The organism is Vibrio lentus (assembly GCF_002875945.1).
GTDB classification, from domain to species: Bacteria; Pseudomonadota; Gammaproteobacteria; order Enterobacterales; family Vibrionaceae; genus Vibrio; species Vibrio apostichopi.
Genome location: NZ_MCZK01000152.1, coordinates 1 through 25108, shown reverse-complemented (window position 1 = coordinate 25108; position 25108 = coordinate 1). Strand labels below are relative to the sequence as shown.

Genomic DNA, 25108 nt, shown 5'->3' with positions numbered 1-25108 from the left:
GTTTTACTTGACCACTTCAAACTTAAAGCTTATAGGCTTCGACGGTTTTTATCGTGGTCCAATTGCTGTTGGCGTCTTGGATGAATTCTTGTGTGTTCTCCAACCAACGCTTTTGAACCGACTTATCTAAGTTCAGGTACAACTTCCCATCTTCTACTTTCCAAGCTAAAGGGTCGGTTTCGAATTTCTTACCCATTGCCACACCAAAGGCGCAATAGCCGCCATATTGAGGTGCATAAGCTTGTGGGTTGGTTCGGAATTCATCTCGGTTTTCACTGCTCACAAAGTTATAAATCGCATTCTTATAAGTCGCTGTGAATTCTGATGTGCCTTTAACTGGCCCTTCATTGGCAAAGTAAGCGACAGGGTCATAACCTTTAATGGCGAGGTCATTGTTGTCGACGCTCATATCAAGGTCTGCGGCCATTAAAGAAAAGCTAGTTCCAAGTAGCGCGGCCAATAGCGTGATTTTTTGACTGGTCGATTTCATGTGTGACATATCAAGTTCCTTGTCAGTGTTAGTTATCTTGTTTGAAGTAATTTAGCCCACTCGTCCGGTCTATAAAGGGACAAAAGAACTAAAAAGTAAGCGAATCGTTCGGAGGATGCATGGATCTGCTGTCACAACTAATGGAACACTTCTCGATACGCACTGGCGTTTTCTATTCTGGGAACCTGTGTGGAGTGTCGTCGTTTAACGCGCAACAAGGCAAAGAGGGGCACCTTCACGTATTGAGTGCCGGTGAGTTGACCTTGTCTAGTGCTTATATGGAATGCAGACAGCTTTCTCAGCCCTGTATTATTTATCTGCCGAACAGCACACCACACGCAATTGAAGGTGTCGGAGATGGCGCGGAGATCGTGTGTGCGAGTGTGGAATATCGAGCAGGGCAGATGAATCCATTGTTGTCTGCGCTACCGGATGTGATCGTGATTCCGTTTGAGGACGCACCTAACTTAATGCCAGTAATAGAGGTGTTATTTCGAGAATCGGGGCAAGCATTCTCAGGACAACAGTCATCAGGGCAGCAATACTTAATGGATAAGTTGAGTGATGCGTTAATGGCTTTGATTTTCCGCCATCTCATTGAACAACAACAAATCGATCAAGGCGTATTTTCTGCGCTTGCTCATCCGCGGCTTGCTCCGGTCGTTACTGCGATTCATCTAATGCCTGCTCGCCACTTTTCGATAGAGCAAATGGCTTCATTGGCAGCTATGTCTCGAACTCAGTTTATAGAAGCGTTCAAGCGTGAAGTGGGCGAAACCCCAGGTGACTACGTACAAAAATGGCGGGTGTCTGTGGCTCAGTCGTTGTTGCTACAGAATAAGCCCATCAATTGGGTGGCGGATGAAGTGGGGTACAACAGCTATTCTGGCTTCGCTCGAGCTTTTCAGCACGTTGCGGGAATGTCGCCGCGTCTGTGGCTAAAACAAAATGTGTCGTGAATCGCTGGGCAACCCTAGCTGAAATGTGGCTATTAGCATGCGGCTAGTCTATGTTTTAGCGGAAATTGAGCGTAGTTTGTTCATTTCTCGAATGACGGTGTAAAAAGGTGGACTTTATAAGCTCGTTGTAACATTCTGCCCGTCCTATTTTATCAGACATCAATGAGACGAAGTGCCTGCTGAACATTATTCAGCCTCCCGTATCTCATTAAAGCACTAAGGAGTTTAACTTGAACCTATTTGTAAGAGACCTTACCGTTATCGATTCTTCATATATCTGTGAACACAGAGGGGTCGTAGGAGATAGTTGGATTTTAGATGTCACCATGTCTGGTGAACTGAACGAAATGAGCATGGTTCTGGACTTTAGCAGAGTCAAAAAACAGATCAAACAGCTGGTTGATCAACATGTTGATCACCGCTTACTGCTGCCAATGAAAAACGCTGCAATCGTGCATCAAGCAAGTAAAGCCGGTTACTCTAAGGTAGATGTTCTACGTGGTGACAAGAGCCTATATTTGCACTGCCCTGATGAAGCATACTGCCTGATTGATGCAGAGGCGATCACCATCGAGAGTGTGACCGCACACGTTTATAATATTCTTCGCGACAACCTTCCAAGTAACGTCACAGGGTTAGAGATTACCCTTCGCCATGAAAACATTAATGGTGCGTTCTACCACTATACTCACGGCTTGAAAAAGCATGATGGCAACTGTCAGCGCATCGCACATGGCCACCGTTCTCCTGTCGAAATTTTGGTTGATGGTCAGCGTGACGAACAGCGCGAGCAGGCATTTGCTCAGCGTTGGGAAGATATTTATTTAGGTTCTAAAGAAGACCAAGTTTCGGTCTCTTCACTGAACCTGAGTGAACACGCACAAAGCGTTAATGATGAAAGCCACTATGGTTTCTATTACACCGCACCTCAAGGCGAATTTGAGCTAGCGATTGCTAAGAGTGAAACGGAAATCTTACCAACAGATACCACGGTTGAATTACTGGCAGGCTATATTGCGGATCAAGTTGCCCCAAGCTTGGCAGAAAACCAGTCACTACAAATCGTCGCTTATGAAGGGGTAGGTAAAGGCGCGATGGCGTTCCTATAGCACCTCACGAGTGAGATAATCTCGGTTCCGATATGATGAAAGAAAGGCAAGATATTAAGTTATCTTGCCTTTCTTTTGTGTGGCTGTTTAAAAGTGATTTAGCTGATGATTTTAGGCACAAACATTAACGAAGCAGCGCGTGTCGTAGTGGCGTTTTTTCGATACCAGCAACCAACATAAAGCTCAGGATAAAGGTGCCGAAGAACACGGTAACGTCTTTAGCGAGTTCCGTGATACCCAAGACTCCGCAAACATTGAACAGCACGACAATGATCAGCAAATGGCAAACGTAGATACCTAGCATGCGGTTCGAGATAGCACGAACCCACGCGTAATCACCGATGTTTGGATTAGCCAGAAGCCACATAAACACGCCCATTCCCCACAGAGCAGTCCCAAACAAGAAATCATTCATGTTGAATGCGATGTCGAACGTGGTTAGCCATGCCGCCTCAGCAAAGTGAATCAACATGCCTAACGCTAATAACCCCAACGCCTTGGCTGACGATACTTTCCATTGATGCTGACGAATAAGGAAGCCCAAGGTCACCATTAACGTACTAAAGAACGGGCCGTTACGGGTGAAGAATGGCGCGCTTAGATCGGTTAAGCTCGCATAGCTGCCCGCCAACACACCATACACATAAAGCAGAATAGCCGCTGGCAATAGGAGTTTGTCGAGTTTCATTTCAACCATTAGAGCGATGATCAAAACTGCACATACCAGAGCAGGAATAAACCACAAGTGAACCAGCCCACCCTCTAAGAAAGAGTTGAGCGGGGTGTTCATTAAAAAGCCCCAGTAGCCTTGGCGTTCGCCTAAGTAACCCAATTCTTCAACCTTAGCGAGATTAAATGGCATGACTAGGCAGATGACACTCCATACCAACCAAACTTTGAGTAGTGGTTTGGAGTAGTTGATGAAGGTTGTCCAAGGCGACGCTGTAAGCTTAGGTTGGATCAGATAGCCGGAAATAAGGAAGAACAGAGGCACAGCGAAGCGAGCAGCTTGGTTAAGCACATAACCAATCCATGGCACGTCATCGATTTGCCAATAAGTAAGTGCCATCTGGCCGTGTAAGCCAATGATCGCCAAGATAGCAATCACTCGACCTAACTCGATACTGGCGATGCGCTGTGAAGGCGTATATTGAACGCAAGACATATAAGATCTCTAAGAAAAATTTCGTAAAATCTAACAGTCTTTATGTGGAATCAGTTAGTCCTAAATCAAAGCTGGAGGCCTTTGATTTAAGGCTTATATTGATTTTTTGAAGCCTGTCGCAGCTATATTAAATCCATTGCAGTTAATGCAAATATGCCAAGCGTACAAGTGATAAGCGAAACGACAGTTGTTAGCGCGATAATATTGGCGGCCAATGTGGAGTTCCCACCCATCGCACGCGCCATAACATAGCTTGCAGCTGCGGTTGGCGCTGCGCTCATCAAGAAAATAAGACCAAGATCTAAGCCTCTAAAACCGAAGAATAGAGCAGCCAGAGTGATCAGTAGTGGAGCCAAAACCAGTTTGTATCCGGTAGAGAACCAAGTTGGGCCTTTATCTTTTTTCAGAGAGCGTATATCAAGTGATCCGCCAGTACATAGCAGGGCTAATGGTAACGTCATATTGGCAAAATACTGCCCTGCGTCTGTTACCATTTTTGGTACTGGGATCGACAGTAAGTAGAACAAGACGCCCATAGCGATCGATATAATAAGAGGGTTTTTGGTGAGTGTTTTAACAATCACTTGAATGGCTTTGTCACCCGACTCTTGACCTTTTGGGGTGAGCGCGATAACTGCCTGAATATTATAGAGAACAGTCAGCGATGCGACATAAAGAGCAGCGAGCGCGACACCGTCGTTGCCGTATATATTGGCAACATAAGCAAGCCCGATAATAGCAGTGTTGGCACGAAAGCCACCTTGTACGATTACGCCTTGGTCTTGAGGTTTTTTAAAGGCTATTTTGGTGCTCACTGTGGTGAATACGAAGAAGGCAAGGTTGGCGACTAAGCCAAAAATGACGAGCTTTCCACTTGCGGCAAAGTCGTGGTTAGACTGAACAATGCTCAAAAACAGCATCGCGGGTAGAGTGACTTGAAACACCACCTTGGATGCGACATCAATGAAATTGTCATTGATTAAGCCGATTCGCTTGAGCATCACGCCAAGAAACAGCATTAAACAGATAGGGCCTGTTACTGATGCCGAAAACGCAAACTGTTCCCAAAGTGTGCTCATTCTCTTTCCCTAGTTATTAAACTCAATAATCGGTTAACTCAAATTCCTTTGAATACTGTCGCATTTTTCCACAATTCTTTGATAATACAAAATGAATACCAAGGGTTAAGCAAAAAACTTGAAAAAAAGTACGAACGTGCTAAAAATAAAGCATCAGATTTATTATTGGTGAATAATGAGCAAAGGAAAGATAACCAAAGAGTATATTTTGAGTCATGCATTCGCACTTGCGAGCGAAAATGGTCTTGAGAGTTTAACGATTGGCGAATTAGCCAAGCAGTGTGGCATGTCTAAGAGTGGTTTGTTCGCGCACTTCAACTCTAAAGAGAACCTGCAACTCTCTGTACTCGAGTATTCCAATGCCATATTCACTGAAAGAGTCATCATTCCTGCGAGAGAGTTGGGTGATGGTGATATTGAAGCGAAGTTGAAACAGCTGCTTGATAATTGGCTGGGTTGGAATCATTCATTCCAAGGCAGCTGCATGTTTATTGATGCTTGGAAAGATGCAGGCAGCGAAACGTCTGTGATTCAGAAGGCACTGCAGAAAACCATTTCAGTGTGGATTGATTACTTGACGATTCAGGTAGCAAAAGCGGTTGAGAGCAAACAGTTTAGGGCTGATTTAGACCCTAAACAGGCAACTTTTGAGTTATATGGTCTGTATTTAAGTGCGAACTTGTTTTACTCATTGCGAGGGCAGCAAGCGAGCCATACGCATTTTTGGAGTGGTGTTGAGCGCTTGGTCGCTAGCTGGAAAGCGGTTTAACTCGTAAACCAATTAGTTCGCAAGGCATTGTATTTGTAAAGTATGTGAACTTTGCTTTAGTCAGGCTGATACAAATTTTAGAGAAGTGGCGATAAGTTGCGATCAACTTTTATAAGCAGCAGTAGCGCCATTTTTTATATCAACAAATAGCACGGTCGTTCGATTTTTAGGGCCGAGCTCGATCCGCCAACTAAGATGGCGATACAAGGAACGGTCATGAGTGACAAAATCTATTTTAATACATCGAACAAGTTCAGCTTCAAGCGCAGCCTAATTGGCGCAACAACCAATCTGCATTACATCCTAGCACCGAGCCACGCAAAGAAAACCGCGCGTAAACTGCTGCTCACTCCGATGCGTACCGAGCAAAAAAATGCCGACCCACAAGGGCTGATCAAGAGTGAAATCGAAGGTCGTGATGGCGTTATAAAAACGTATTCTTTGGGTTCTGGTCCAGTTTGGGTGCTTACCCACGGTTGGTCAGGCACTGCGAGTCAGTTCTTTCCTCTGATGGAACATATCGCTGCTAAAGGCTTTACTGCAATGGCTTATGATCACCCAGCTCATGGTGGCAGTGATGGCGTACATGGTCATATCCCTGCATTTGTGAACGGCTTGGAAGCGATTCTAGATTCGGTTGGCGAAGTGGCAGGCTTGGTGGGTCACAGCATGGGTACCGCATCAGCGTTGGAATGTAAGCACGTTAAATTAGAAAACAAACCTTTGTTGCTGATTGCACCTGTGTTGGATTATCTAGAAAACCTGTTTGGTAGCGTGGCTCGTTCTGGTTACTCGATGAAGTTATTTGAGGCTGTGGTAGGTGAAGTGGAAGAGCAGTTCAACTACCCGATTCAGTCTGTCGATCCTTATGGAAAGCTAGCGCTTCGTGAGTCTCAAACGATCATTGTTCATGATGAGCAAGACAAGTTTACTAAGTTTGATGTGTCTCAGCGTGCAGCTAATGAAATGGGTCGCGTTACCTTGATTGCGACTCAAGGCCAAGGCCACGGGCGAGTGATGAAGTGCCCACAAGTATTCGAGAGCTTTGATAGCTTAATTGGCTAAACCCAACCCAACGAGCGGACTTAAAAAGACTATCAGTAAAAAGATCGTAATCTAAAAGAACAGAAAACGTAAATAAGAAGGCCAACCAGATATTCTCTGGTTGGCCTTTGTTTTAGGGGTTTAGTTGATGCTTAGTCAGTATTTAACTAAACACTATTTTTGTTAGCAGCTTGCAGGACCGATCTCTTTCCACACGCCCCATTGGCCTGTCGTTGTTGGATCTTCACCTGTTGTCCACCATTTCGCTTCCCAAACCTTACCGCCTTGAGTCACTTGGTCGCCGCCAGTGTAGACCGCACTTGAATCCCAAGCGTTAGTACATGTGCCACCGCCTGTGGTTTTCTTGAGGACTTTCACTGATGCAGCGGCTACCGATGTATCCGTGCCATCGCTGACGGTCACTGAGAAGTTCAGAACCGTATCTTGCGTGTATTCCGCCGCGACAAAGCTTACCGAAGCGCCTTGTACTGTTGCGTTAATACCTGCTGGTACATCCCATGTGAAGGTCAGTGTGTCTTGGTCTGCATCACTAGAAGCCGAAGCGTCAACCACTACTACATCACCCGCATTTACTTCAGAAGGAGCGGTAACTACTGCTACTGGAGCGGTAACTACTGCTACTGGAGCGGTAACTACTGCTACTGGAGCGGTATTAACTGGACCTGTGTCTTTAGGGTTTACCGTTACAACAACAGTGTCGGCGGATGTAGCGCCTTCGTTGTCAGTCACGGTTAGGCTAAAGGTAAGTGTCTCTTGCTGTGCTACTTCAACAACATCGAAACTCGCAACAGCCGCATTCGCGTTGGCCAGAGTTACTGCTGTTCCGCTTACTTGTGACCAAGCGTAACTAGCAATTGTGCCGTCGCTGTCTTTTGAAGCGCTACCGTCTAGAGAAACAGAAGCCGGGCCTTCAACCGATTGATCTGCACCCGCAGCTGCCGTTGGTTTACGGTTTACAGGATCTGTCGTGCCACCTGCTAGACCTTCATGCATTGCATTCAGGATATCGCCGTTATCTGCATCAATTTCCCAAGAGAATAGACCCGCAAGGCCAAGGCTACGAACGTACGCGCCTTTTGCTTTTACCGAGCGGTCATCATCAAATGTAATCAACTTGCCTGAAGTGCGGTTCCAAACGTAAGGCGCTTCTGCCATCTCGTCGTAGCCATATTCAAAGCCGTTGATACCTTGGTTGTTTGCACCAAGCATGTTCGCTTTAATGCCTTTGTAATCGATAACGCCATCTTCCCATACACCTTGTGCAGAGCTGCCGGTCAGTTTGCCATTACCCACGCCTGTCATTGGATCGCTTGGATCTGAAAGTGATGATGGTAATACGCCTTCCCAACCACGACCGTACATCGCTGTACCAACCACAAGTTTGTTCGCTGGAACACCTTGCTCAAGCAGCAATTGGATACCGTTGTCTGTGGTGTAAGCAGGGCCAGTGTACTGTTCGCCATTTTCATCAAGTCCTGTGCCATCACATTGACCAGGGCGCATGAAGTTACCGCAGTTTAGTGCTGTTTGGTGACCCAACACGTTGTTCCAACCGCCGTAGAAGTCGTAAGTCATTGCGAAGATGTAATCCATGTATTGGATAGCATCGCCGTAGTTCACGTCTTCAATCTTATCGTGACCAACACCGATCGCTGATGTTAGCTCGTAAGTACGGCCGTTCTCAGCTTCTAGCTCATCTAGCATCACGCGTAGTTCTGCCATCAATGCAATGTAAGCAGGGCCGTCATTCACAGGGTCACCAAGATCGGGAGCAGCACCGCCTCCACCAGGGAATTCCCAATCGATATCGACACCGTCGTAGAATTTCCATGTGTTGAGGAATTTCTTAACCGATGCAACGAACGTGTCGCGGTTCGCTTTTGTCGTGAAATCGAAGAACGGGTCAGACAGTGTCCAACCACCAATCGATGGGATGATTTTCAAGTCTGGATTGCGCTGTTTTAGCGCCATCATCATTGCGTAGTTACCCTTGATAGGTGAGCTGTATTCGTGACCGGCTTGAGGGAAACTCTTCTGGAAAGCTGCCCAAGGGTCATGAATCACTACTTCGTAATCGTTAACACCCTGACAAGCTGTCATGAGTGCGTTGTAGCTGTTGCCGCCTACTGATTTTACTGATTCATTAGGACCACAAATTGGGATGAAGCCATAAAGGATATGGGTCAAGTTGTCAGCGGGTAGGTTATCAACGGTGTAATCACGACCGTAAATACCCCACTCAACAAAGTAAGTACCGACTACCGTGTTTGGGTCTGTGTTGTATGATTTGTTGTTTGGATCCACGTTCATCGCAAGTGGTGCTAAGTGTGAGCCATCGGTATCGGCGATGGTGATCTGAGCGGGTGCACTTATGCTACAGCCTGTTTCATCACACGCTTCGATTTTCATTTCGAACAAGCCGCCTTGACCGTATTCGAATGAAGCCGTGGTTTGGCTGCCAGTGATTGGGCCTGTGGCCACTTTAACGCCATCAAAGTAGATGTTGTAAGTGTTTCCTGACGTTCCGCTCCATTGGTTGAATTTAACGTCGACCTTTGCTTTGTCGTGATATTTAACCATCTGGTTGTAGCCAGAAGTGGTTTCCATCGCGAGTTCAATTTTAGAAAACTGCAGGTTGTTGGAACCGTACATGTCGATGCTAGGTGCTGTTGGTGCAGCTAATGCTGTACCTGATAGCGCTAGAGCAATGCTTGCCGCACAGGTATTAATACGAATCATACTATTTCTCTCATTCCTTGAAGGTTACGAGAACCAAATGGCCCCATAAACGGCTCCAGTCAGTTTTGAAGGAGCTTCCCAGTCAGTATTCGAGAGAGTTTTAATTTCATAACTGAAAATAAATACGTTTTCGATGGACAACTAAAAAATTGTATCTTGTTACAATTCTGTTGCTTAATGAATGAGAGGCTGAGTCCATGTTTTATAAAATAAAACCGTCTTCAGAATGAAAATCTCATAAGTGAAATTACGCGACATGAAGTTATGAAAAGATGCGACAAATGATAAGAAAATATCGTCATTTGAAGGAGAGTCACAGAGTTGGATGTATCGAACAGAGATAGGTTTTACGTAAAAGACATGCTTGTTCTAAAAATGAAGGAGTTTATCGTTTGAATTGTTCCGCTAATGAAGCGCGTCTTTGCTGCATAACACTGTGGGTATCACCCGCAGCCGTGTCTTCATAGCCCTCTTTAATGAACTGTTGTGAAGGGACGCTTGGAACGAGTCGTTTTAAACGAGGGGAGTCGTAGGTACCGCTTATCGTATAAACCGTTGCCCCAGATCCTGTATTAATCGTGACAACTTTGCCATCAAAATCAAACGAAGTACTGATGAAGCGATGGTTCATCATCACGCCATTGTCGGAAAGAGTCAGGATGTCAGTTTTGTAGGGGGGAGCGCCAATCTCTATCCATGTGCCGTGGACATTACTTGGGCTGACGGATTGTTGGTGGGTTTGATAGGCTAAATACCCTGCAGTGAGAGCAATGATAGCGGCAACCAATAGAAAAAGGTAACGTAACGAGTTGGCAAATAGATCTGCTATTTTAGTGCTCTTTTTCGCCATGTTCTCGTCATTTCCTTACTCATACTGCCTTAAATACTATAAATTAAAACCTTAGTTTGCAAAGATAGTTGCGAGAGTTAGAAGCAGGATCGAATGTTCTAGATAAATGGGTTGCTTTGGCTAATTTTAAGTTTTTCTGATGGTATTCGTTCAGTCAATGCATCTCTATTGTAGAAAAGACTTAAGCTATGCGTATTTATTTCTTGTAGGAATGTCGTGAATTGGTTAAAACAATTATCACGTGAATTTACGCATAGGCTGATTCATTGAAGCCCAATAATTGCAATTTGAAGATAACAAGGAAGTACAATGATTAAAGAGAATACATACTTTGATGGTGGCGTTAAGTCGTTAGCGTTTAACCAATCTGGTGCTGACGTGAGTGTTGGTGTGATGGCTGCTGGCGAATACACATTCGGTACCGCAGCTCCGGAAAAGATGACCGTTGTAAAAGGCGCTCTGATTGTAAAGCGTGTTGGTGATGAAGATTGGACAACATACCAATCTGGCGAGTCTTTTGACGTTGCGGGCGATTCTTCTTTCGACCTACAAGTAAAAGAAGCAACGGCTTACTTGTGTGAGTACTTATAAGAAATTAGGTTTTAGTTTCGATTAATAAGAAAAAACCACGCTCTAAGAGCGTGGTTAAATAAGTGATAGATAACCCGGCAGTGGATAGTGTCACTTGTTTTTACAGTCATCAAATGGACGACCAAAATTCGTTGTTCGTTGCAAAATCTCTTCAATATCTTGCTCAAAGCTCAAAGCTCAAAGCCAAGACATCGTAAATCAGTAAGTCTCAAAAACACCGTTGTTGTAATCCTGTATAGTCTGTTCAATCTCTTCCATCGAGTTCATGACAAACGGACCATAGTGCACAACCGGTTCATTAATCGGTTGACCAGAAAAAATCAGCACACCTGAATCTTCTAGGCTTTCCAAAGACAATAATTCAGCTTTTGTTAGTAGGGCCAGTTGACCTTGGTTGATGACTTTGTCGCCGATCTGAATCGTGCCTCGGTAAACATAAGCCATAGCATTATGGTTAACATCAGTCCCTAACGTCACTTTTTGCCCTGAACTTGCTCGCCAATCCGCAACGCTTAATGGCACACCTGTCGTTTGTAATGGACCTTGTGCTTGTATAGCGTCTGCGTCAGCTTGGCTATGCAGTTCAAGCCCACCGGAAATCACTCTCAGTAAACCGATTTGTTCGTTTTGATGTTCTGCAATGCTTTCACTTTGGAAGTCATGGTATTGCGCTGGCTGCATTTTGTGTGTTGCAGGCTGGTTTATCCAAATCTGAAAACCGTGCAATGCGCCTTCTTCCATCATTGGCATTTCACTGTGAATCACACCACGACCCGCGGCCATCCACTGTGCGCCACCGCTACGAAGTTCACCGACATTACCCATGTGGTCCTTGTGTTGGAAGTGACCTTTAAGCATGTAAGTGAGCGTTTCTATCCCACGGTGAGGGTGAGGAGGAAAGCCACCAACGTAGTCTTTGCTTTCATCCGATTTAAGTTCGTCGACCATCAAAAATGGAGAGAAACGCGTGTTATTGAAACCAGCGAGTCTCTGGATTTTGACGCCATCACCATCGGAGGTGGCATGTGCTGCAATCACATGATCTACTGCTCTTACATTCGTCATTTTGAAACCCTCATAAACTTGAATAGCTGTAGTTTATGTAATTTGATTTCAAAAGAAGATGGCATAGCGTTGAGTGTCTTATTCGAAAATCTTGAACAGGTAAGAATATGAAATTATGTCTATACTTGAATATAGAGTAGACCGCCAAGGAGGCCGCTATGGCAGTTCAGCAAAAACATGGCGAAAGGCACGGTCGGATGGGCTTTGATAACGACTTTACAACGGAGCAAAGCCAACGTTTTACCGAGGTTGCGAATAGCGCTGTTAAACGTCGCGTGAAAAAACGTGAGATTGAAGCCCCGTTTCTTCAGTCGGCTAAGCAAGCCGCTTTTAAAACGGTAGTGAGACCTAGAGGCAATAACCCAAACCGAACACGACAAGTCATATGGATCATTGTGATCGGGTTAGTGAGCCTTTGGCTTATGTATATGGCTGGTTAGTTCGCTTAATTGTAAGCGATATTAATGGCTAGCTAGCGCTGACGCGTTTTTAACAGCGTAACATTGTTTCCTTCCACCTTCGCTTCAAGACAATCTTCAAGTTCAGATGCATCAGATTCTGAGCAGGTGAGGTTCGTTGGTAATTCTTCTATCAAGGTTGATACTGGGTTGTCGTGATAATAAGCGTATCGGTTTTTCCCTGAGTGTTTCGCCACATACATCGCTTTATCGGCGCATCTTGTTAACTCATGCAATTCCGTCGCATCTTGCGGATACAAAGAAACCCCAACACTGAGTGTAAGCTCTTTGATTCTTTCATTAGTCTGACAGCCGCTCTCAAATAAACCACATATTCTATCGAGAATACCGTCGAGGTCTTTTCTAGTTGGAATGTCATAGAGCATCAGAACGAACTCATCTCCAGCAAAGCGTGCGATGGAATAATCGTATTCGTGATTCTTTCGATCTCGTGTTCGAATATTGTTGCTCAAGCGATTGGCAAAATGTTGCAAGACGCTGTCGCCCACATCGTGGCCATAGCTGTCGTTGATACTTTTAAAATCATCGATATCCAGAAACACCAAGGCGGTGAGGGATCGTTTGCTATCCACTGTTGCTAACTTCTCGACTGCCCAACGTTCAAAGCTCCAGCGATTGGCCAAGCCTGTGAGTTGGTCTCGATAGGCCAGATCTTCAATGCCTTCTTTGTAGAGTCGTTGGATATAGCTGACGGCTTTTGTGTAGTAATAGGCCGATGTATGACACACCAAACTCATAGTAAACAGGCTAAGAATAAATCGGTGTGTACTGTTAAATGGCAAAGAAAAGTTATTGGGCATTGCGGTAATCAGGGTGCTGATAAACAAACAAAATGAGGTGCTAAAGATGATTCCAATTCTGAAGTCATTGATAAAAATCACCGCTGCCAGAATAGGGTAGAGCCAAAGGATTCGGTCGGGAATGGCGTGACTGTACAAAAATAGGATGACCCCTTGAACCAGCAAAACACCGCTCAGGATTAATTCTGAATACTCAGGGTTAACGACTTTCCTTACATAAAATGCATTTGAGATAGCGATAAGTGCAAAACACAGTTCGAAAACCGACAGCGTGTAATGCTGGCCTTGGAAATAAGCCCAAGTGTAAAAAATGAATAGCGCCGCGGCAGTCAGTGAAAAGGAGTGAACAATTTTTTGCTTGCGGGTGGATCGTATGTCCGCCATTTCTTCTAGGTGTCTGCCGACGAGCCTTTTCATGTGATTTGTGCCAAAGATTTTGATAATGGTATTAATAGTAGGTTAAATAATAAGCTACGCAGAGACTTAGATAACTATTTAGTGTGACTGTAATCAATGTTTCATATGAAAGAATAATCAAATCATTATAAATAGTGATGTACATCACCGACGGTGCAGGTCGTCTCTAGAAGGTGGTATTCAAAGATCAGGTTGGTGGAGGCGATTTGATTATTATGTACTTGCTTTCCAATGATTTACTCAACATAGTTTGTAGATAGCTAAATGTTTGTAGATACCTAAATTCGATAGAGGCTCATTATGTTAATTACTTTTAGTTGCAAGGCTCATGCTAGCGTCACGATGTTTGGTGAGGTCGGTCTTCAGTTTATTAAGATGCTTGGACATAGTGGCACGATCCCAGGAGCAATTGATGCCCCAGACGTTCCTCAAGCTCTGGATGATTTACGTACTGCGATCGCCGCAGAGCAGAGCAAACCCATAGAGCAAGAGAATGCTGATGACGATAATGATGAAGAGGTCGTTGAAGCGCCTGTCAATATAGGCAGCCGAGCTTTCCCGTTGGTTGAACTGTTGAAGGCAGCCATCAAAGATGAATGTGAAGTGATGTGGGAAGACGGCAGCGGCAAGCTTTTGTAGGTTGATTTAATGGCTTAAGTTTCGTTGCTTAAGCTCAATTGGCTAAGCTCAATTGCTTAAGTTTAATTATCTAAGACGAATTATCTAAACTCCATTATTTAAGATGGACTGTTCGGGCTCTGTTTGATGGAGCCTGTTTGTCAAAGCCAGTATCGGTCATGCTGATCAAATGTGATCGCAATGGTTCGAGACTGGCTTTGTTGTTTCTATCTTTTAGCTGGCTTTATTAAAGCGGATGGATTGTAGCTTCTTCTCAGAACCATCAATGTACGCGTAGCTATCGATGATCCATAGCTTATCACTCACCATCGCCAATTCTAGGCGAACATCAGCACTGTTCACGTCTTGGTAAATGATGTCTTGAATGTTGGTCGGGTAGAAGTTGTAACGATTCGCTTGTGGCTGATGTTCACCTGCGAAGTTAACCGTCACGTCTGTTGCATCGTTCATCACATCCAGTTGGTAACCTTGTTCAACGGTATAAGAGAACTGTGCAGAGAGCTCAACGCCTTGCTGGTTTTCAATATTGATGTTGGCTTGGCTGATACTCGCCAGATTGCCCGTTGCTTGAAGGCTATCAATATTGCTGTTGGTATCAACATGGTTACGAATGGTCACGTTCCATTCGCCAATGAAGTTATTAAGCTCTTGCCAGTTTTGCTGTGTTGTTTCTGTATTAGCAGGGCTTAACGCTTGCGTGCCACCGGTTTGTGCAATCGCATCGTTACGGCTGTCATGACGGATGTTTTCACGGTTGTTCTGAAGGTCATTACTCGCACCCGCTACGCCTCCTGCTAACCCGCCAACCATGGCTCCTTGAACCGCTAAATCCGCTTCACCGGTCAGTGCGCCAAGCGTTAAACCAAGTAACGCACCACCCACAGCACCTTGCTTAGTACTTGCATTGGGATCGTCCTCACCAGGTGTTACACACCCTGCAAGTAATGGAAGACTGATAGCTGCGGTCAGCGAAGCTTTAGTAAACGAGTTCATAAGTTTGGCCTTAAAATGTGTACAAATAAAGAGCAGAAGACTTTATCAATACAATGTCAGGAGATAATTATGAACAGTGTTTTATTTGTTGCGAGGTGTTTCAAATGTTACGAGCAGAATCATACCTTGCGATGAAATTCTCAATGTTTTTATAAGCACAAATACACATATTTTTGATAATTAAAGTAAACTGGAACAATAAGTTATATTTATAAAAATACATCGAACTAAAGGGTACTTGATGAGCCTCTATTTCCGAGCTCGTAGCTACACGAGTTTAGTTAGCTCTCTTTCGTTGGCGGTTATTTCAGCGCCGAGCATTGCCGATATTTCGACAACGCCTGTCATTGGTGGCGTATTCAGTTCTAGTGAAGTTCTGAAAAACCAGGTGCTTTCAAGTTTAAGTTACTCGGCCACGCTTACTCGCGACGCGGCACTTTTCACGATTGGCGGCGTAACATTAGATGCGTACATTCTCGCGTTGCCTTTGGATGCTAAAACGAAAGCGCGAGTGATCGCTCAGCTATCCAACCCGACTTATTCAATTCCTTTGGGTTACTTTCTCTATAGTTACTACGACCGTTACTCAGGTTTGGGGAGTGAAGATGTATTCAAAGGGTACTTGTCGACCGTTTATGATGATGAGGCGTTAAAAGGCTTTGAACATAGTCTCTATTATGTCGGTAATGATCCGATTTCAGAGCACAAAGAGCCAGATACATCGACGGAAGCGACAGGCCACCATGAAGGGATTCGCATTGATGAACATTTCATTGCCAACATGGTCGTTATTTACGATGCGCTGTTTGAAATCGGTGTTTGGCAAGATATGGACACCCTCCCTGATAACTACACCTATTTAACGAACAGCCCTGAAGATTTGGCAATCATCGCTCAGATTCAACCGATCATTGTCGAGTTAATCGATAAAGCGGCTTCTGGGATGGATGAAGGCGATATGAAGTCAGCAATGCTCGCGATCGCTGAAGATGGCAAGCCAGAAAACGCCGACAAGCCGAACAATAAAGCGCAAGCCCTTACCATTACGCTCATCGATTTTGTACGCTTAAACTTACTTAAAGCCTACCGCCAATTTGTTTTTAAAGAAGAACGTGAAGAAGCGCTCGATGAGTGGATGCAACAAGCGTTCAGTGACCAGCCTGATGCACTCATTCAGTTCTTAGAATCCCAACAGCATAAGCGCTTTGCGGTTCAGGTGACGGTCGATGGCTTACAGCAAGGCTTAATTGAAGGTTTAGTCGATGAGAATGCGCCTTTCATTTCGGTGGCTTACCAAAATCATAAAAATCGAGCGCAATACAAACCTCAAGCTGAAGAGGTGATTGAACCTGAGCATCAGCAACAGGTGCGGTTCATGGAAGTTCTATCTGAACAAACTTACCGCGATCCGCACTATTTGCCTTTCTTCAAAAATCTCTATCAAGAGCATCGAGACAATATTAGCCGAGTTGGCATCTCTTCGACTCCGACAATCAGCGTTCGTAACCTACCAATAATTAAGACTGGCGCAAAAGTGTCGGGTCAAGGTGGTACTGGCATTCCCAATTTTCACTTTGTTGATCGAGAGATCGATCGTGCGTATTACTTCTTTGGTAATGATGCGCTGCAGTTGGATGTGTTGATGGCAGACAACAAGGTACAAACCATGTTTGATCGCCTTGATTACCTCAAAACGCTGAACTGCAACGCTCAATATGATTGGAATGCACACACGACTTACGACGGCCTCGTGAACTTAGGTTTGGGAGAGTCGTTGCGTGATTATGGTGAGAAACGCTGCGTTAAAGAGCTTCAAGAACGTGCTGAAGTTGAGGTGACTCTGCGAGATAAGCGTGCATCCTTGATTGAAGATATTGAGGCGTATCAGACTATTTCTGGTTTTGATTTCTTCACCAAGTATTCCAAGAAGGTTCAGGTGAAGCAGGCAATCACACAGTTCGCCGAACTCGATGGAAAAGGGATGCCGGACTATACCTTGGTTTATAACCCATGGCCGGATCACTTCGCACACTTCACGGGTCCTTTTAGTGACGAGATTTTAATGCCAACCGGAGAGCTAAACCGATTGGATTACTGGATTCGTCAAATTGAAGCGACTTACCGCACTGCTGGTATTTACGATAAAACTCTGTGGGGCATGGCGGGCGATCACGGGTTAACACCAGTGTTCTACGCGCTTAACCCTGAGAAGCAAGTATTTGAAGGCTTACAAGCAGAACTAGATTACCCAATAGTCGTTAAGAAAATATCATCAGACGAAGGTGAGGGACCTAAAATCACCAATGCTCTGAGCTATCCGAGCTCAAAAGACATTGATGTGGTTGTTGCCTCAACTGCTGGCGGTAACTTTATGATGGATTTCTTTAACTCAAGCCAAGGCTGGCAGGTGCAACCTATCTATCAAGAGCTCAAACAATGGACGCCACTTGCTGCACCTGAAGATGAGAGTATTGATGCGATTGCTCAGATCGTGCAACGCTTACCGGAAAGCCTAGATTACATGGTGGTAAGAGAGAGTGCTTGTGACCAACAAAATTGCGCAGTTCGAGTAATCGGCAACCGTGATTTAAAGCGAGTCGATGAATTGATCACACGCGAGGGCGACAAGCTTTTCTATGAGTCTTTGGATGCCAATCGACCTCCAGTTTTGCTGAACACACAAACGCTCAATCCGTATTTGGCATCACCAAGCAAAGCTGACTTTGCCATCTACTCTCGATTGGTGGAAAAGTGCATCAACCGCGCGATCAAGGAAGATGTCACAACCTGGTGTAGCAGTGTGGAGTGGACAACGCTAACCCAACTGACTCCAAGACCAGACTCCGTTAATCAACTGGCCAATATCTACATTGAAGATAGGGCTGGCACGATTAACCTGTTCCCGAAAGCCGGAATTGGTTACAACACCAAGGTTCCTGGTCGTCATGCTGGTGAAGACTATCTAGAGAAAGATGCATTTCTAGGATTCTGGGGATCGCCAATTGGTGAAAACTCTCAACCACTGAAAATCGAAGCCAACGGTTCTTTAGCGCCTACGCTGTTTGAATATTTGACCGGAGAACCTGTGGTCGCAGGCGAGAACGGTTGGGGTTATCCGTCGTTGCTGAATAAATTGGATGTGCCTAAAAACAATTAGACCCAATTCTTTATCTTTTAGATGGTGACACCGTAAAGTGAATCTAATGTGGCTTTTATTAGCCACTTTAGATTTCAATAAATTGCCCAATACAACTGATGTTTAGTTTGCTTAGGCCGCCTATTAAATACCTTAAGTAACGACTTCTTTCCAATACCTCCTCACTACATAACACATTTTAAACAAAGTGATGCTCTTCACGCTTTCATGACGCCTGATTCTTAACTAAGAATTTTTCCTAGTTATTCTAAGACCCTCTCTCATGCGGTCGCTTTTTAGACTTCTTATTATTTCATCATCAAATTGCAAACAGTGCATGGTCAGTCATGTTCCGTGCAGACCTCATCAATAACAAGAGAGTTCACAATGTTAAAGTTCCTAGATCAGGTTAGAAAACCGACGCTGGATCTTCCGGTCGAAACTAGAAGAAAAATGTGGTTTAAACCATTCCTGCAATCGTACCTAGTCGTATTCATTGGTTATCTGACCATGTATTTAATCCGTAAGAACTTCAATGTCGCGCAAAACGACATGATTTCTACTTATGGATTATCAATGACCGATCTAGGTCTTATTGGTCTGGGTTTCTCAATTACTTATGGTATTGGTAAAACCGTCGTTTCCTATTACGCCGATGGTAAAAACACCAAGCAGTTCCTGCCATTCATGCTTGTCCTGTCTGGTATTGCCATGTTGGGCTTCAGCTTCAGTATGGGTGGCGGCAGCGCTAGCTTATTCATGATGGTTGCCTTCTACGCATTGAGTGGTTTTTTCCAAAGTACGGGTGGCCCTTCTAGTTACTCAACCATTACTAAATGGACGCCTCGTAATAAGCGAGGTTCATATTTAGGTCTTTGGAATATGTCACATAACGTGGGTGGCGCGGGTGCTGCTGGTGTTGCTCTGTTTGGTGCGAACTACCTATTTGATGGCAACGTTATTGGTATGTTTGTTTTCCCATCTATCATCGCGATTGTGGTTGGCTTCATTGGTATGCGTTTTGGTAATGACTCTCCGGAAGCATACGGTTTAGGTACAGTTGAAGAGTTGTTTGATGAAGAAATCAGCGAAGAAGATACAGCTGCTGAAGAGAATCAAATGACCAAAAAAGAGATCTTTGTTGAGTACATTCTTAAAAACAAAGTGATCTGGTTGCTCTGCTTCGCGAATATCTTTTTATACATTGTTCGTATCGGTATCGATCAATGGTCTACCGTTTATGCGTATCAAGAGCTAGGCCTATCAAAAGAAACGGCGATTTCAGGCTTTACTCTTTTTGAAGTCGGTGCTCTGGTTGGCACACTGATGTGGGGTTATTTATCAGACCTTGCGAACGGCCGTCGTGCTTTAGTTGCTTGTGTATCGCTTGGACTGATTATTGTCTCTCTAGAGTTTTACCAGAATGCAACGAGTGAGTTCATGTACCTAGCATCACTATTCGTACTTGGCTTCCTAGTGTTCGGTCCTCAGCTGTTGATTGGTGTTGCTGCGGTAGGTTTTGTACCTAAGAAAGCAATCAGTGTTGCGGATGGCGTAAAAGGCACCTTTGCTTACCTAATTGGTGACAGCTTTGCCAAACTTGGCCTCGGTATGATTGCAGACGGAACGCCTATTTTCGGCTTAACAGGTTGGAAAGGGACATTCGCAGCACTGGATACTTCAGCTGCCATTTGTATCGTGTTACTCCTATTCGTTGCGGTTGCGGAAGAGAAGAAGATTCGTCACGCCAAGAAGATGCACCTAGCGGCTCAAAACGCGTAATTAGTCTCGCGTGCTTTATTGGATTAAAGCACGTGAGATCATACCAATCGTTAGTTCGATTCAGTATCATCTCTATCAATAAACTTAATTTTATATAGCTCCTATCGGGGCTATTTTTCTTTCTTACTCTTAATTTTGGTTAATATCATGATTAATGTTGCGCTTGTTGATGACCACGTCATTGTTCGATCTGGCTTTGCTCAATTACTCAGTCTTGAAACTGATATTACGGTCGTGGGTGAATTCAGCTCTGCGGCAGAAGCGCGCCTTGGGCTACCAAGTTGTCACCCAGATGTCGTTATCTTGGATATTTCAATGCAAGATGAAAGTGGCCTGAGTTTGTTGGAAGAGATTCCATCAGGCATTGCCAGCATCATGTTGAGCGTGCATGACTCTCCGGCGATGGTTGACAAGTCATTAGAGCTGGGAGCTAAAGGTTATCTCAGTAAACGTTGCAGTCCTGATGAGTTAATTCAAGCTGTACACACGAGCGCAAATGGCGGCTGCTACCTTACGCCAGATATCGCAATAAAGCTCGCGACACCACTAAAGAATAAAGCCTCTTTGAATCAGCTAACCCGCAGAGAAAGCGAAGTGTGTCAATTATTAGCGACAGGGCTCGATGTAAAATCTATTGCTGTCGAGTTAGGGGTTAGCCATAAAACGGTACATGTGCACCGTGCTAATGCCATGGACAAACTGAATGTTAAAAACAACGTTGAGTTAGCCAAACTATTCACTCAAGAACCGTACTAATGCGTTCTTACCTAGCCACCTCTCTGTGCGGGGTTTTTATGGCGGGTTGTGCATGGTTTTGTTTGTGGGTTATCGCTTTCTATTTTATTAATGACCCTGAGTTAGCCATTCTGCTTTTCCCATTCTCGCTTCGATTGGGAATGACGCTGCACACTCGCACACAATATTGGCCGGCCATTTATGTTGCAGAGTGGGGGCTCGCGATCGCGTTGGCTCTATTACTTGATGAACCCCAGTGGTTGACCATTTTAATCGCCAGCGGACTAAGCATTCCAGCCACTCTATTTGCCAAACGGTATTATTACGGTGACCAAAATCGGCACTTGTTGGTCATGGCCAGTATTATTATGGTGACTTCACTGATCAACGTTGCTGTCGTCGGTTCTCATGTGCCTGCAACTTATATGGTGTGGTTGGTGAGCATCACGGGTGGGTTAATGCTCGTCCCTATGTGTTATCTAGTTTGGAACTATCTATTTCAAAACAAGTGGGCACCGTTGAGCTCTTACTTAATCTACAATGCCGTAGAGTTTAAAATTCGTCATATTGCGTTATACAGCGTATTGCTGGTGGCCAGTATATTGATACAGACTAGCCTGCCAGATGAACTCAGACGCTTTGCCCCATTTTGCATGGCGATTCCTATTATCTTGTTGGCCGTTCGTTACGGGTGGCAAGGCGCTTTGCTCGCGACCTTATTAAACAGTGTCGCGCTGATTGCTGCCCACAGTGGAACGTCCAAACTCGAAATTACCGATTTACTCTTATCTCTTTCCGCTCAAACCATCACTGGCATATTGCTAGGTCTTGCGGTTCAAAAGCAAAAAGACCTCAATTCAAAATTGCGCAGCGAGCTCTCTAGGAATCAAAATCTTTCACGTCAGCTAATCACGGCTGAAGAATCGGTTCGTCGTGACATTGCTCGTGAGCTACACGATGAAATCGGTCAGAACATCACGGCAATTCGGACTCAAGCAAGCATTATTAAGCGTGTCGATGCCGCTGAAATGAGTGTTCGCTGTGCGGGAACGATTGAGTCATTGTCTTTGAATGTGTATGACACCACCAAACGCCTACTCACAAAACTAAGGCCTAAAATGTTGGACGACCTTGACCTAAAGGATTCCGTTGAACAGCTGATACGGGAAATGGAGTTCTCGGATCACGGCGTTGATATCCAGTTAAACTGGCAAGGTGATTATTCATGTTTGAGTGATACGCTTAAGGTCACTCTCTTCAGACTTTGCCAAGAATCCCTAAACAACGCCCATAAATACGCCAGTGCGAGCGAGATTAAAATTGAACTGATTTTGGGTGATCAGGCTTATCTTCAGATATCAGATAATGGCGTTGGCTTTACAGCGCAAGATCTTCTCAAGGGAATGGGTGTTCGTGGTATGCAAGAGCGTGTTCAGGCGCTCGGCGGCAAGATGACAATCAACGCTAATGGATCATCTTCGGGTTCCGATATCAGCGTTACATTACCTAAAGTGTGAGAATGAATATGTTTGGATTTCTGCGCTCAACAACGTCAAAAAGTCATACTCTAAGCGATGACGAGATCAATCAGAGTTATCGTTATTGGCGTCTCCACATCATGATAGGAATGTATGTTGGCTATGCCGGTTTTTACTTCACTCGTAAAACCTTTAATTATGCCGCGCCAGCAATGATAACTGATCTTGGATTGGACAAAGGCGATATCGGCTTGATTGGCACACTCTTCTATCTTTCTTATGGTTTATCGAAATTTATCTCAGGCACGATCTCCGACCGTTCAAATCCTCGTTATTTCATGGGACTTGGCCTAATCGCGACAGGTTTGATCAATATCGCGTTTGGCTTTTCAAGTTCGTTGGCGGCTTTCATCTCACTTTGGGTGCTCAATGCATGGTTCCAAGGTTGGGGATGGCCATCGTGTTCCAAGCTATTGACGACTTGGTATTCCCGCTCCGAGAGAGGATTCCGTTGGGCAATATGGAATACAGCACATAACGTTGGTGGGGCGCTTATCCCTATTCTTGTGGGCTATCTTACTTTGCAGTTTAGTTGGCGTTCTGGATTTATTTGGCCGGGTGTAATTGGCGTTTTTATTGGTCTTATCGTTTGTTGGCGTTTACGCGATAAGCCCACGACTATGGGGCTTCCTACTGTCGGTAGGTGGCGTAATGACCATCTAGAATTAGCGCAAGAGAGCCATGGGCAAGGGTTAAGTTATCGAGAAATATTGAAAACTTACGTGTTCAGCAACAAGTACATTTGGTTGCTCGCTTTTAGTTATGTGTTGGTTTACATCGTAAGAACGGCCGTCAACGATTGGGGTAATTTATATCTCACCGAAGAACACCATTACAGTTTGATCAATGCCAATGCTGCTTTGTCTCTGTTCGAAATTGGCGGTTTTGTTGGTTCACTTGTTGCTGGCTGGGGATCGGATAGATTGTTTGGTGGCAACCGTGGCCCGATGAATATTTTGTTTGCCATCGGCATATTTCTTTCAGTTTCTGCATTGTGGTTGATGCCATTAACCAACTTTGTGTTTCAAGCCGCTGGGCTGTTTTGTGTTGGCTTCTTTGTTTTTGGTCCTCAAATGCTAATAGGCATGGCTGCCGCGGAATGTTCACATAAAGACTCCGCTGGAGCTGCGACAGGCTTTGTAGGCTTATTTGCTTATATGGGTGCTGCACTTTCTGGTTATCCATTAGCGCTCGTTCTAGAAACTTACGGTTGGAGTGGGTTCTTCATTACCATCTCGACCTGTGCGGCCGTTATCGGGCTACTTCTACTGCCTTTCTTACAAGCTCAATCACCTCAGAAAAGTGCAGAGACTCGCTCTGGTTTGTAAGGGGTTTCTTCGTCAATAAGATAGCTGTTAATGGTCCTCTGGTTATTGCGCAGCTATCTTATCTTCAGCGTTTTTTATACGTCGCATTCAAATGTGATTCTTTTCACGCTTTTCATCGATCTCACCCGTTTCTAAGAATTTTTCCTATTGCGCCTAAGACCCTATCTCATGTGGGTTCTAACCGCTCTCTGTAGTCTTTCTAATTATTCACGTTATTAGAAATCAGCTCTCTTGAACTGTCTTAAGAGGGCTCACTACGGAAAACGCCATGTCACTCAGCCACTTCTCAGAACACTCATTTTTCCCAATGGAAAACACCATCCAAAACTATGCATGGGGAAGTATTTCTTCGATACGTGAACTGTTTGGTTTCAAAAATGAGTCACAAGAACCACAAGCGGAAGTTTGGATGGGAGCACACCCGAAAGGTTGCTCAATGGTCAAGCTTGACCAACATTTAGTGCCTCTATCTGAGCTGATTAACAAGAATAAACCGGCCTACCTATCAACCGATATTGCGCAGGCGTTTGGTGAGCTACCGTTCTTATTTAAGATCTTAGCGGCCGAAAAGGCGCTGTCTGTTCAGGTGCACCCAAACAAGCGACAAGCTGAAATTGGCTTTGCGAGAGAAGAGCAAGCAAGAATCCCTCTAACCGCAGGGCATCGTAACTATAAAGACTCAAACCACAAGCCTGAATTGGTTTACGCGGTCACTGAATACCAAGCGATGAATGGCTTTCGAGAGTTCGATGAAATATTAGGTCTGTTCAGAAAGTTAGATTCGAGCGAGCTGGCTAGTTTGGTTGAACAGTTTGGCAATAACCTTGATTCTCTAGGTTTAGAGACGTTTTTCCGTGATCTATTAACGTTGAATGACCAACGTAAACATCAAGCATTAGAGCAACTTCTGACTTACGCAGCGTCTCACCAAGATCAAACAGAATTTGCATTGATCATCGAACTTAGCCATCAGTACCCGAACGATATCGGTCTGTTTTGTGTTCTGTTGCTTAACTTGATCACATTAAAGCCGGGTGAAGCGATGTATTTGAATGCGAATACTCCGCACGCTTACATTAAAGGTACCGGACTCGAGATTATGGCAAATTCAGACAATGTGTTACGCGCGGGTTTAACGCCAAAACACATTGATGTCGCTGAGTTAGTTGCCTGCACAGAGTTCAATCCAATTCCGTTTAACCGTTTGCTGCTAGCGCCCTCAAAGCTGGGTCAATGTGATAGCTATGACATCCCGGTTAGTGATTTTAATTTCAATATTTTTCATAGCCCAAAGCAAGATGAAATCATCACAAGCGGCGCTGAAATCTTAATGGCAATAGATGATGATTTAACGCTAGTGAGTGGCTTTGTTGCGTAATT

Annotated in this window: 20 protein-coding genes and 1 pseudogene; 13 read left to right on the top strand and 8 right to left on the bottom strand. The window is 44.6% G+C overall.

What is annotated here, in order from left to right:
• Positions 1–22: 22 nt before the first annotated feature.
• Complete coding sequence (locus tag BCT49_RS18755; RefSeq protein ID WP_102437375.1) at positions 23–499, bottom strand: YHS domain-containing (seleno)protein; 477 nt, start codon at positions 497–499, stop codon at positions 23–25.
• Between the two features lie 110 nt (positions 500–609).
• Here BCT49_RS18755 and BCT49_RS18750 point away from each other — a divergent pair, with 110 nt between their 5' ends.
• Together BCT49_RS18750 and BCT49_RS18745 are read left to right on the top strand one after the other, a co-directional pair.
• Positions 610–1449, top strand: coding sequence for an AraC family transcriptional regulator (locus BCT49_RS18750; protein ID WP_102437373.1), 840 nt, complete (start codon positions 610–612; stop codon positions 1447–1449).
• Positions 1450–1679: 230 nt separating this feature from the next.
• Positions 1680–2558, top strand: coding sequence for a 6-pyruvoyl trahydropterin synthase family protein (locus BCT49_RS18745; RefSeq protein WP_102437371.1), 879 nt, complete (start codon positions 1680–1682; stop codon positions 2556–2558).
• Between the two features lie 124 nt (positions 2559–2682).
• On the opposite strand, the gene BCT49_RS18740 is transcribed toward BCT49_RS18745, so the two are convergent.
• Both BCT49_RS18740 and BCT49_RS18735 read right to left on the bottom strand, forming a co-directional pair.
• Entirely contained in the window at positions 2683–3723 is a 1041-nt protein-coding gene (locus BCT49_RS18740) for an acyltransferase (RefSeq protein WP_102437369.1), read from the bottom strand.
• A 122-nt stretch (positions 3724–3845) separates the two neighbouring features.
• Positions 3846–4802, bottom strand: coding sequence for an AEC family transporter (locus tag BCT49_RS18735; protein ID WP_102437367.1), 957 nt, complete (start codon positions 4800–4802; stop codon positions 3846–3848).
• 175 nt (positions 4803–4977) lie between these two features.
• Between BCT49_RS18735 and BCT49_RS18730 the strand changes: the two genes are divergently transcribed.
• Positions 4978–5571: a TetR/AcrR family transcriptional regulator gene (locus BCT49_RS18730; protein ID WP_004732750.1), complete on the top strand. Its 594-nt coding sequence runs from the start codon at positions 4978–4980 to the stop codon at positions 5569–5571.
• Positions 5572–5787: 216 nt separating this feature from the next.
• Positions 5788–6636 (top strand): alpha/beta hydrolase, encoded by an 849-nt coding sequence (locus BCT49_RS18725; protein WP_102437365.1) that lies wholly within the window; start codon positions 5788–5790, stop codon positions 6634–6636.
• 162 nt (positions 6637–6798) lie between these two features.
• On the opposite strand, the gene BCT49_RS18720 is transcribed toward BCT49_RS18725, so the two are convergent.
• A complete protein-coding gene (locus BCT49_RS18720; RefSeq protein ID WP_102437363.1) occupies positions 6799–9375 on the bottom strand; it encodes a glycosyl hydrolase family 18 protein in 2577 nt (858 codons plus the stop codon).
• 385 nt (positions 9376–9760) lie between these two features.
• On the bottom strand, positions 9761–10225 hold the full coding sequence (locus BCT49_RS18715) for a DUF2850 domain-containing protein (RefSeq protein ID WP_102437361.1): 465 nt from the start codon (positions 10223–10225) through the stop codon (positions 9761–9763).
• Positions 10226–10534: 309 nt separating this feature from the next.
• Between BCT49_RS18715 and BCT49_RS18710 the strand changes: the two genes are divergently transcribed.
• Positions 10535–10816 (top strand): pyrimidine/purine nucleoside phosphorylase, encoded by a 282-nt coding sequence (locus tag BCT49_RS18710; RefSeq protein WP_102437359.1) that lies wholly within the window; start codon positions 10535–10537, stop codon positions 10814–10816.
• A 198-nt stretch (positions 10817–11014) separates the two neighbouring features.
• Here BCT49_RS18710 and BCT49_RS18705 read toward each other — a convergent pair whose 3' ends face one another.
• On the bottom strand, positions 11015–11881 hold the full coding sequence (locus BCT49_RS18705) for a pirin family protein (RefSeq protein ID WP_102437357.1): 867 nt from the start codon (positions 11879–11881) through the stop codon (positions 11015–11017).
• A gap of 158 nt (positions 11882–12039) precedes the next feature.
• Between BCT49_RS18705 and BCT49_RS18700 the strand changes: the two genes are divergently transcribed.
• Entirely contained in the window at positions 12040–12321 is a 282-nt protein-coding gene (locus BCT49_RS18700; RefSeq protein ID WP_102437355.1) for a hypothetical protein, read from the top strand.
• A 32-nt stretch (positions 12322–12353) separates the two neighbouring features.
• Here BCT49_RS18700 and BCT49_RS18695 read toward each other — a convergent pair whose 3' ends face one another.
• Complete coding sequence (locus BCT49_RS18695; protein ID WP_102437378.1) at positions 12354–13544, bottom strand: GGDEF domain-containing protein; 1191 nt, start codon at positions 13542–13544, stop codon at positions 12354–12356.
• A 333-nt stretch (positions 13545–13877) separates the two neighbouring features.
• Here BCT49_RS18695 and BCT49_RS18690 point away from each other — a divergent pair, with 333 nt between their 5' ends.
• On the top strand, positions 13878–14216 hold the full coding sequence (locus BCT49_RS18690) for a DUF1840 domain-containing protein (RefSeq protein ID WP_102437353.1): 339 nt from the start codon (positions 13878–13880) through the stop codon (positions 14214–14216).
• 213 nt (positions 14217–14429) lie between these two features.
• On the opposite strand, the gene BCT49_RS18685 is transcribed toward BCT49_RS18690, so the two are convergent.
• Complete coding sequence (locus BCT49_RS18685) at positions 14430–15209, bottom strand: hypothetical protein (RefSeq protein ID WP_102437351.1); 780 nt, start codon at positions 15207–15209, stop codon at positions 14430–14432.
• 241 nt (positions 15210–15450) lie between these two features.
• Between BCT49_RS18685 and BCT49_RS18680 the strand changes: the two genes are divergently transcribed.
• From BCT49_RS18680 to manA, 6 genes and pseudogenes are all read left to right on the top strand, one after another.
• Positions 15451–18366, top strand: coding sequence for an alkaline phosphatase family protein (locus tag BCT49_RS18680; protein ID WP_102437349.1), 2916 nt, complete (start codon positions 15451–15453; stop codon positions 18364–18366).
• 366 nt (positions 18367–18732) lie between these two features.
• Positions 18733–20127, top strand: coding sequence for a hexose-6-phosphate:phosphate antiporter (gene uhpT / locus BCT49_RS18675; protein ID WP_065111768.1), 1395 nt, complete (start codon positions 18733–18735; stop codon positions 20125–20127).
• 147 nt (positions 20128–20274) lie between these two features.
• Positions 20275–20883 carry a transcriptional regulator UhpA gene (gene uhpA / locus BCT49_RS18670; RefSeq protein ID WP_102437346.1) on the top strand — a complete coding sequence of 203 codons (609 nt, stop codon included), beginning with the start codon at positions 20275–20277 and terminating at the stop codon, positions 20881–20883.
• Positions 20883–22379 (top strand): signal transduction histidine-protein kinase/phosphatase UhpB, encoded by a 1497-nt coding sequence (gene uhpB / locus BCT49_RS18665; protein WP_102437344.1) that lies wholly within the window; start codon positions 20883–20885, stop codon positions 22377–22379. Before uhpA ends, uhpB begins: the two co-directional genes overlap by 1 nt.
• A gap of 8 nt (positions 22380–22387) precedes the next feature.
• On the top strand, positions 22388–23728 hold the full coding sequence (locus tag BCT49_RS18660; protein WP_102437377.1) for an MFS transporter: 1341 nt from the start codon (positions 22388–22390) through the stop codon (positions 23726–23728).
• Positions 23729–23996: 268 nt separating this feature from the next.
• Positions 23997–25091 (top strand): annotated as a pseudogene (gene manA / locus BCT49_RS18655) (mannose-6-phosphate isomerase, class I); the annotation flags it as partial.
• Positions 25092–25108: the final 17 nt, after the last annotated feature.